Source organism: Pseudomonas sp. BAY1663 (genome assembly GCF_000582595.1).
GTDB lineage: Bacteria > Pseudomonadota > Gammaproteobacteria > Pseudomonadales > Pseudomonadaceae > Stutzerimonas > Stutzerimonas stutzeri_AF.
In genome coordinates, this window is the sequence record NZ_AZSV01000140.1 from 1 (window position 1) to 6,817 (window position 6,817).

Genomic DNA, 6,817 nt, shown 5'->3' on the forward strand with positions numbered 1-6,817 from the left:
GCGCCGATGGCAACGGCCGTACCGGCAGCGCCGACTGCTGCGCCCGCCATCGCGCCCGCGCCAAGCTGTGGCGCACCGGACACGAGACCCGTGGCGATGCCCGGCCCGAAGATGCCCAGCGCCAGCAGCGCAAGCGAGGCCAGCATCACCACCAGGGCATGGTCGATGGATGGCTCATCCGGCACGGTCTGGAACTCTGCGAACAGGCCCGAACCGATACCGACTATCACGGCGAGTACCAGCACCTTGATACCCGCCGACACCACGTTGCCGAGCACCTTTTCCGCGAGGAACGAGGTCTTGTTCCAGAGCGCGAACGGCACCAGCACGAAGCCGGCGAGCGTGGTTAGCTTGAACTCAATGAGGGTTATGAAAAGCTGGATCGCCAGCACGAAGAAGCAGAGGATGACGACCAGCCACGCCAGGAACATCACCACGATGGGGTCGATGTTCACGAACACCTCGGGGAACCCCGCCATGTCGCCGATCTGTTCCAGAATCGGCGCACCCGCGTCGATGCCGGTTTTCGCCAACCGCCCCGGTTGCAGGAAGTTCTCCATCGTGATGGCCGAGCCGGTGGCCGTCAGGCCCAGGCCGGCGAATGACCGGAACACGATGCCGGACAGCCAGTTGAAGTTGCCGATGATGTAGGCGAAGGCGCCGACATAGAGCACCTTGCGCAGCAGCTTGGCGATCACGTCTTCGCCCTGGCCGGTCGCGTGGCTCATGGCCCAATACAGGCCGGCGATGGTCATGTCGATGACGATGAGCGTGGCGGTCAGGAACGCCACTTCGCCTTGCAGTAGCCCAAAGCCGGAGTCAATGTAGCGCGAGAACGTGTCGAGGAAGCGGTCGATGATGGTCACGTCGTTCATGGCGCGTCCTCCACGGCTGGCTCATCGACGCTCGGCAGAATCGGCGGCAGGTCGGCCAGCGTCCGGTATTCGTCCGGCCCGGTCTGGCCGGCGAAGAAGCGCCGCCGGAACGCTTCAGCGGCGGCGCGGCAGGCGTCCTCTCCCACCGTTTGCCGATCGGCTGCACATTGCGCACGCAATGCCTTGAGCCGCACGGGATCGGTGGTCAAGGTGTCGGCCAGGTCTTCGGCCTGCTGCTGGCCGCACGCGGTCAGCAGCAGGGCCAGCAGCGAAGCCGACAGGACGAGGACGCATCGCATGGCTGTCTCCCATCAGTTGCCGTAGAAGTCCACGCGCTGCGGCGTATAAGGCGTGCCGGTGCCAAGGAAGCGCCGCCGCACTTCGCGGGCGCGCTCGGTGGCCGCCGCCTGCCGCGCCAGTTCCAGCGAGGCCGCCCGGTCTTGCGTGATCTGGAGCTGTTGCGCCTGGATGGACTGCTTGGCCTGCAAGGCCAGCAGCTGGTTGGTCGCCTGCATGGCTTGCAAGGCGCCGGTGGCGGACTGGCTCTGGCTGACCAGATCGGCCAGCGCGCTTTCGTCTTGGGTCAGGTTCTGCGACACCTGGGCTTGCATCCGCATGGCGGTGTGCAAGCCGTTCAGGCTGTTCTGCCAGCGTTCGCGGGCGTCCTGGGCCATGCGGTCGCCGCTGACGGTGGCGGCGTACTGCTCGGGGTACAGGCGCGAGAACGTGGCATCCATGCTCTGCACGTCATAAGCCAGTCCCTGTGCCTCGGCGATCAGGCGTTCGGTGGTGGCCAGCGTAGAGCGCAGCCGGTTGACGATGTTGAAGTCGAGATTCGCCAGGTTGCGCGCCTGGTTCATCAGCATCTGCGCCTCGTTCTGGAGCTGGTGGATCTGGTTGTTGATCTGCTCCATCGTGCGGATTGCCGTCAGCGTGTTCTGGACGAGGTTGGTGGGATCGACCACGACCCATTGCGCCTGGACGGTAGAGACGGTGCAGAGCATGGCCGCGACAGTGGCGGCGAGAAGACGCTTTTTCATGGCTGGTTCTCCGATAGTTGGGACAAGAAGGAAGCAGCCGCCGGTGCGGACGGCAGCAGGTCGGCGGCCCAGTCGAGGCCGCGATGGCGCAGCCACGCGCCCGCGAAGCCGGGAGCGCCGGCTTGTGCAAGCACGCGGTCAATGTCGCGTTGGTCTTGGGGGGTGGATGCGCCCGCGAAGGCGAGCGCCACCGGCCCCAGGTCGAGGTCGAACAGGCGGTTGCCGAGGCGCGACTGGTAGTAGTAGTCGCGCTTGGGCTGCGCGGTGGCGACGATCTCGATCTGACGGCTGTTGAGCCCGAAGCCCTCGTAGATCGTGCGAATCTGCGGCTCGGTCGCCTGCGGATTCGGCAGGAAAATCCGACTCGCGCAGCTCTCGATGATGGCTGGCGCGATGGTCGAATCCTTGATGTCGGCCAGCGATTGCGTGGCGAAGATGACGCTGACGTTCTTCTTGCGCAGCGTCTTGAGCCATTGCCGGATGCGGGCGGCGAAAGACGGCTCATCGAGGAACAGCCAGGCTTCATCGAGGATCAGCAGCGTGGGTGCGCCGTCGAAACGCTCATCGAAGCGGGCGAACAGGTAGCGCAGCACTGCCTGCACAGCGGCGGGGCTGTGCATCAGTTCTTCCATCTCGAAGCCCTGCACGGCGCCGAGGCCAAGACGGTCGGCGTCCGCGTCCAGCAGCTTGCCGTGCGCGCCGCCGAGCACATACGGGGCGAGCGCCTGCCGCAGCGCGTTGGATTGCAGCAGCACGGAAAGCCCTGTCATCGTGCGCTGCTCCACCGGCGCACCGGCCAGGCTGCCCAGCGCCGACCAGATCGCCGCTTTCTCGTCCGGGCCGACGGTCACGCCTTCATGCAGCAAGCGGCCTTCCACCCATTCGGCCGCCCAGGTGCGGTAGCCTCATGGTCGATGCGCGCGAGCGGCTGGAAGGCAATGCCGCCATCGGCGCCCAGGTCGTAGTGTTCGCCGCCCAGGCCGAGGACGGTGGCGCGCATCGAGCGGCCCATGTCGAAGGCAAAGACCCGCGAGCCGAAGTAGCGGCGGAACTGCAAGACCAGCTTGGCGAGCAGGACGGACTTGCCCATGCCGGTCGGGCCAGCGACCAGCGTGTGCCCCACGTCGCCGATGTGCAGCGACAGCCGGAACGGCGTCGCGCCATCGGTGCGGGTGACGATCATCGGCGGGCCGCCGAGGTGGTCGTTCTTCTCCGGCCCGGCCCACACCGCCGACAGCGGCATCATGTGCGCCAGGTTCAGCGTCGAGACGATGGGCTGGCGCACGTTCGCATAGGCATTGCCGGGAATGGACGACAGCCACGCATCGACGGCATTGAGGGTTTCGGGGATGGTCACGAAACCCCGGCCCTGGATGACGCGCTCCACCATGCGCAGCTTCTCGTCGGCCGCGGCCGGGTCGGCATCGAGCACCGTCACCGTGGCGGTGAGGTAGCCGAAGGCGACTTGATCGCTGCCCAGTTCTTGCAAGGCTGCATCGGCGTCAGCCGCCTTGTTGCTCGCGTCGGTATCCACCAGCGGCGATTCCTGCTGGAAGATGGTTTCTCTCAAGAGCGCGACCACGTTCTTGCGCTTGGCGAACCACTGGCGGCGCAGGCGGCCGAGTTCCTTTTCCGCTTCGGCTTTGTCCAGGCAGAGAAAGCGCGTGCTCCAGCGGTAGGCGAAGCCCAGGCGGTTGAGGTCGTCCAGCAGACCCGGCCAGGTCGAGGTCGGAAAGCCACGCACCGACACCACGCGCAGGTGCTGGTCGCCCAGCATGGGTGCCAGGCCACCGACCAGGGCGGAATCCGCCAGCAGCGCGTCGATGTGAAACGGCACTTCGGGCACGCCCACGCGGTAGCGTCGCGTCGAAACCGTGGCGTGCAGATGGGTCAGCGTTTCAGCGTCATCGAGCCAGGCGATTTCCGGCATCACGCCATCGAGCAGATCGAAGACGCGATCGGTTTCCGCCATGAAGGCGTCGAGGCGGCCACTCCAATCCACGCCATCGCCGGGCGAGTTCTCGTAGAGCAGCTTGGCAGCGCGGGCGCGCGATTCCTCGGGCGGCAGGTACGCGAGCGTCAGGTGATAGCCACTCTCGAAGTGATGCCCCGATTCCTCGAAGGCCGCGCGGCGTTCTTCATCGACCAGCCAGGACAGTGGCTCGGGGAAGTCGGAATGCGGATAGTCCGCCGCCGGCCGGCGCTCGGCCTCGATGAACAAGGCCCAGCCCGACCCCAAGCGGCGCAGCGCGTTGTTGAGCCGCGCCGACGTGGCGATCAACTCGCCCTGCGTAGCGCTGTCCAGATCAGGTCCGCGAAAGCGCGCCGTGCGCTGGAAACTGCCATCCTTGTTCAAGACGACACCCGGCGCGATCAGCCCGGCCCAGGGCAGCCAGTCGGCCAGCAGCGCGGGCCGCTGGCGGTATTCGGCAAGGTTCAGCATGGCATCCCCCTCATACGTCCAGCAGCGGCTTGTGCTTGATGTGCCGGGCGAAGACCTGCATGAACTGCGGATCGACGCGCGCGCCCCAGACCGCCAGCGAATGGCCGACGATCCAGAGCACGACACCGGGAATCCACAGTTGCAAGCCCAGCCCGACGGCGGCGGCCAGCGTGCCGTTCGCAATGGCAACCGTGCGCGGCGCGCCACCCAGCAGGATCGGCTCGGTGAGCGAGCGGTGCAGCGGCACCTCGAAGCCCGGAAGATCGCTGGCCGTGCTCATACGACGGCCCCGCCCGAGAAGCTGAAGAACGACAGGAAGAACGAGGACGCGGCGAACGCGATGCTCAACCCGAAGACGATCTGGATGAGCTTGCGGAAGCCGCCCGACGTGTCGCCGAAGGCGAGTGCCAAGCCCGTGGCGATGATGATGATGACCGCGACGATGCGGGCCACCGGCCCCTGGATCGACTCCAGGATGGATTGCAGCGGGCCTTCCCAGGGCATCGAGGAACCGGCGGCCTGCGCCGTGCCCGCCAGCAAGAGCATCAGCGCGGCCAGCAGCAGCCCTTGTCCGGCGGGACGGGCCAGGCAGCGCAACCGTGCCAGCATGGGCAGCCGAGAAAGCGGATTTACGGAAAGACGGAAAGCATCAACGGGCGTCATGGCAGTTCTCCAGAGGGTTGGTCAGGGGACAGGGAAGGCGCAGCGGCGGCGGCTGCATGAAGAACCGGCGGCAGCTCGGGAAACGGCACTTCCAGCGCATCCGCCAGCCGGTAGCCCGCGCCGTCGAAGCCGACGACGCGAGCGATGCTTTCAACGCGGCGCTTGCGGCCACGCCCGGCGATGTGGATGACGACGTTGACCGCCTCGGCGATCAGCGCACGCGGCGGGTTCACCGCCACTTCGAGAATCAGTTGCTCCAGCCGCAGCAGCGCGCCCAGCGCGGAGCCGGCGTGGATCGTGGCGACGCCGCCAGGGTGGCCGGTGCCCCACACCTTGATGAGATCCAGCGCTTCGCCGCCGCGCACTTCGCCGACGATCACCCGGTCTGGGCGCAGGCGCATCGTGGCGCGCACCAGCTCCTGCATCGACACCACGCCCGCACGGGTGCGCAGCGGTACATGGTCACGGGCCGCGCATTGCAGTTCGATGGTGTCTTCGAGTACCAGTACGCGATCGCCCGTGGCAGCGATCTCGGCCAGCAGCGCGTTCGCCAGCGTGGTCTTGCCGGTGCTGGTGCCGCCGGCGATCAGGATGTTCTGCCGCTCGCGCACGGCGCGGCGCAGGAAGTCCGCCTGCCCGGCGGTCAGGATGCCGTCGGCCACGTAGCGATCCAGGCCGATGATGTTCACGGCACGCTTGCGCAGAGCGAAGGCCGGCCCCGGTGCGGCCGGCGGCAAGATGCCCTCGAAGCGTTCGCCCGTCTCGGGCAGCTCGGCGGTCAGCAGCGGCTGGCCGCGATGCACTTCCGCGCCGACGTGGGCCGCCACCAGGCGGATGATGCGTTCACCATCGGCTTCGGGCAGCTCCACGCCCAGCGGCGCGCGGCCAGACGACAGCCGATCGACCCATAGCGTGCGGTCGGGGTTGAGCATGATTTCCACCACGTCCGGGTCTTCCAGCGCGGTGGCGATCAGCGGCCCCATTGCCGTGCGCAGCATCTGGATGCGGCGATCCAGCGAAGTCGCGGCCGACGAACGCGGTTCGGGCGGCATCTGTGGAACGGCGCTCATGAGGCACGCTCCGCAGCACGTTCATGGGCTTCGGCCAATGCCACCGCGTCATCCATCCTCATCGGGTCGGGATGCAGTTCCTCCACCACGTCGCGCACTAGGCTGCGGCCGCGCAGCAGGTGACGGCCAAGCTGTTCGACGAACTGCTCGAAGCGCGCCTTGCCCTGGGCGCGGACCGCTTCCTGATGCGCTTCGGGAACCGGCGTGCTGACGGTCAGGAAGTAGCGGACGAACAGCGCCAGCGTTTCGATCTGGATGTTCTGGTCGCGCTCCAGGCGTTCGGTCTGCCGCGACAGGCGATCCAGCCGCTTGGCAATGGCGGCCTCGCGCTGATCGCCCGCGTCGGGAGACAGCCAGGACGCCAAGGCAGCGGCAACGATGCTGGACTTCGACACGCCTTTCTTGGCGGCCAGTTCGTCCAGGCGCTTGGCGTGCTCGTGCTGGATGAACAGGTTGAGGCGGTATTGGCTCATAAGTTGATTCCGTCGTTAGGGTCGAGGGAAGCCAGCCGGGCCGTGCGCTGCATGGCCGGATCGAGCTGGCCGGGAAGCGCGGCAAAGGCAGGCAGCGGCAAGTCGTCGTCGTCATCGAGCAGCGCCAGGTCGTTGGCGGCTGGCGCTTGTTCGGGGTGGTACTCGGCAACCTCGGATAGCTCCGGCTGCCGGCGCGGGCCACCGTCGTCGGTGCCGCCCAGGCCATCGGCGGGTGCCACGGCCGGCGCGGCAG

General features: G+C 67.2%; 7 protein-coding genes and 2 pseudogenes. All 9 read right to left on the reverse strand.

Annotation, left to right across the window (positions count from 1 at the left end; genetic code table 11):
* Positions 1 to 875, reverse strand: an 875-nt coding sequence (trbL, locus tag BAY1663_RS21690) for a P-type conjugative transfer protein TrbL (protein ID WP_037044973.1), incomplete at its 3' end; no start/stop codon positions are given.
* On the reverse strand, positions 872 to 1,174 hold the full coding sequence (locus BAY1663_RS21695) for a hypothetical protein (RefSeq protein ID WP_037044974.1): 303 nt from the start codon (positions 1,172 to 1,174) through the stop codon (positions 872 to 874). The genes BAY1663_RS21695 and trbL, both read right to left, overlap by 4 nt.
* Before the next feature lie 12 nt (positions 1,175 to 1,186).
* On the reverse strand, positions 1,187 to 1,915 hold the full coding sequence (gene trbJ, locus BAY1663_RS21700) for a P-type conjugative transfer protein TrbJ (protein WP_037044976.1): 729 nt from the start codon (positions 1,913 to 1,915) through the stop codon (positions 1,187 to 1,189).
* Positions 1,912 to 4,358, reverse strand: a pseudogene (trbE, locus tag BAY1663_RS21705) (conjugal transfer protein TrbE). The gene trbJ and the pseudogene trbE overlap by 4 nt, the downstream one beginning before the upstream one ends.
* A gap of 10 nt (positions 4,359 to 4,368) precedes the next feature.
* Positions 4,369 to 4,638 (reverse strand): VirB3 family type IV secretion system protein, encoded by a 270-nt coding sequence (locus tag BAY1663_RS21710; protein WP_037044978.1) that lies wholly within the window; start codon positions 4,636 to 4,638, stop codon positions 4,369 to 4,371.
* A complete protein-coding gene (locus BAY1663_RS21715) occupies positions 4,635 to 5,021 on the reverse strand; it encodes a TrbC/VirB2 family protein (protein ID WP_033938316.1) in 387 nt (128 codons plus the stop codon). The genes BAY1663_RS21710 and BAY1663_RS21715 overlap by 4 nt, the downstream gene beginning before the upstream one ends.
* Positions 5,018 to 6,091, reverse strand: coding sequence for a P-type conjugative transfer ATPase TrbB (gene trbB / locus BAY1663_RS21720; protein WP_037044981.1), 1,074 nt, complete (start codon positions 6,089 to 6,091; stop codon positions 5,018 to 5,020). The genes BAY1663_RS21715 and trbB overlap by 4 nt, the downstream gene beginning before the upstream one ends.
* Positions 6,088 to 6,564 (reverse strand): ribbon-helix-helix protein, CopG family, encoded by a 477-nt coding sequence (locus tag BAY1663_RS21725; protein WP_037044983.1) that lies wholly within the window; start codon positions 6,562 to 6,564, stop codon positions 6,088 to 6,090. The genes trbB and BAY1663_RS21725 overlap by 4 nt, the downstream gene beginning before the upstream one ends.
* Positions 6,561 to 6,817, reverse strand: a pseudogene (locus BAY1663_RS21730) (conjugal transfer protein TraG); the annotation flags it as partial. The pseudogene BAY1663_RS21730 and the gene BAY1663_RS21725, both read right to left, overlap by 4 nt.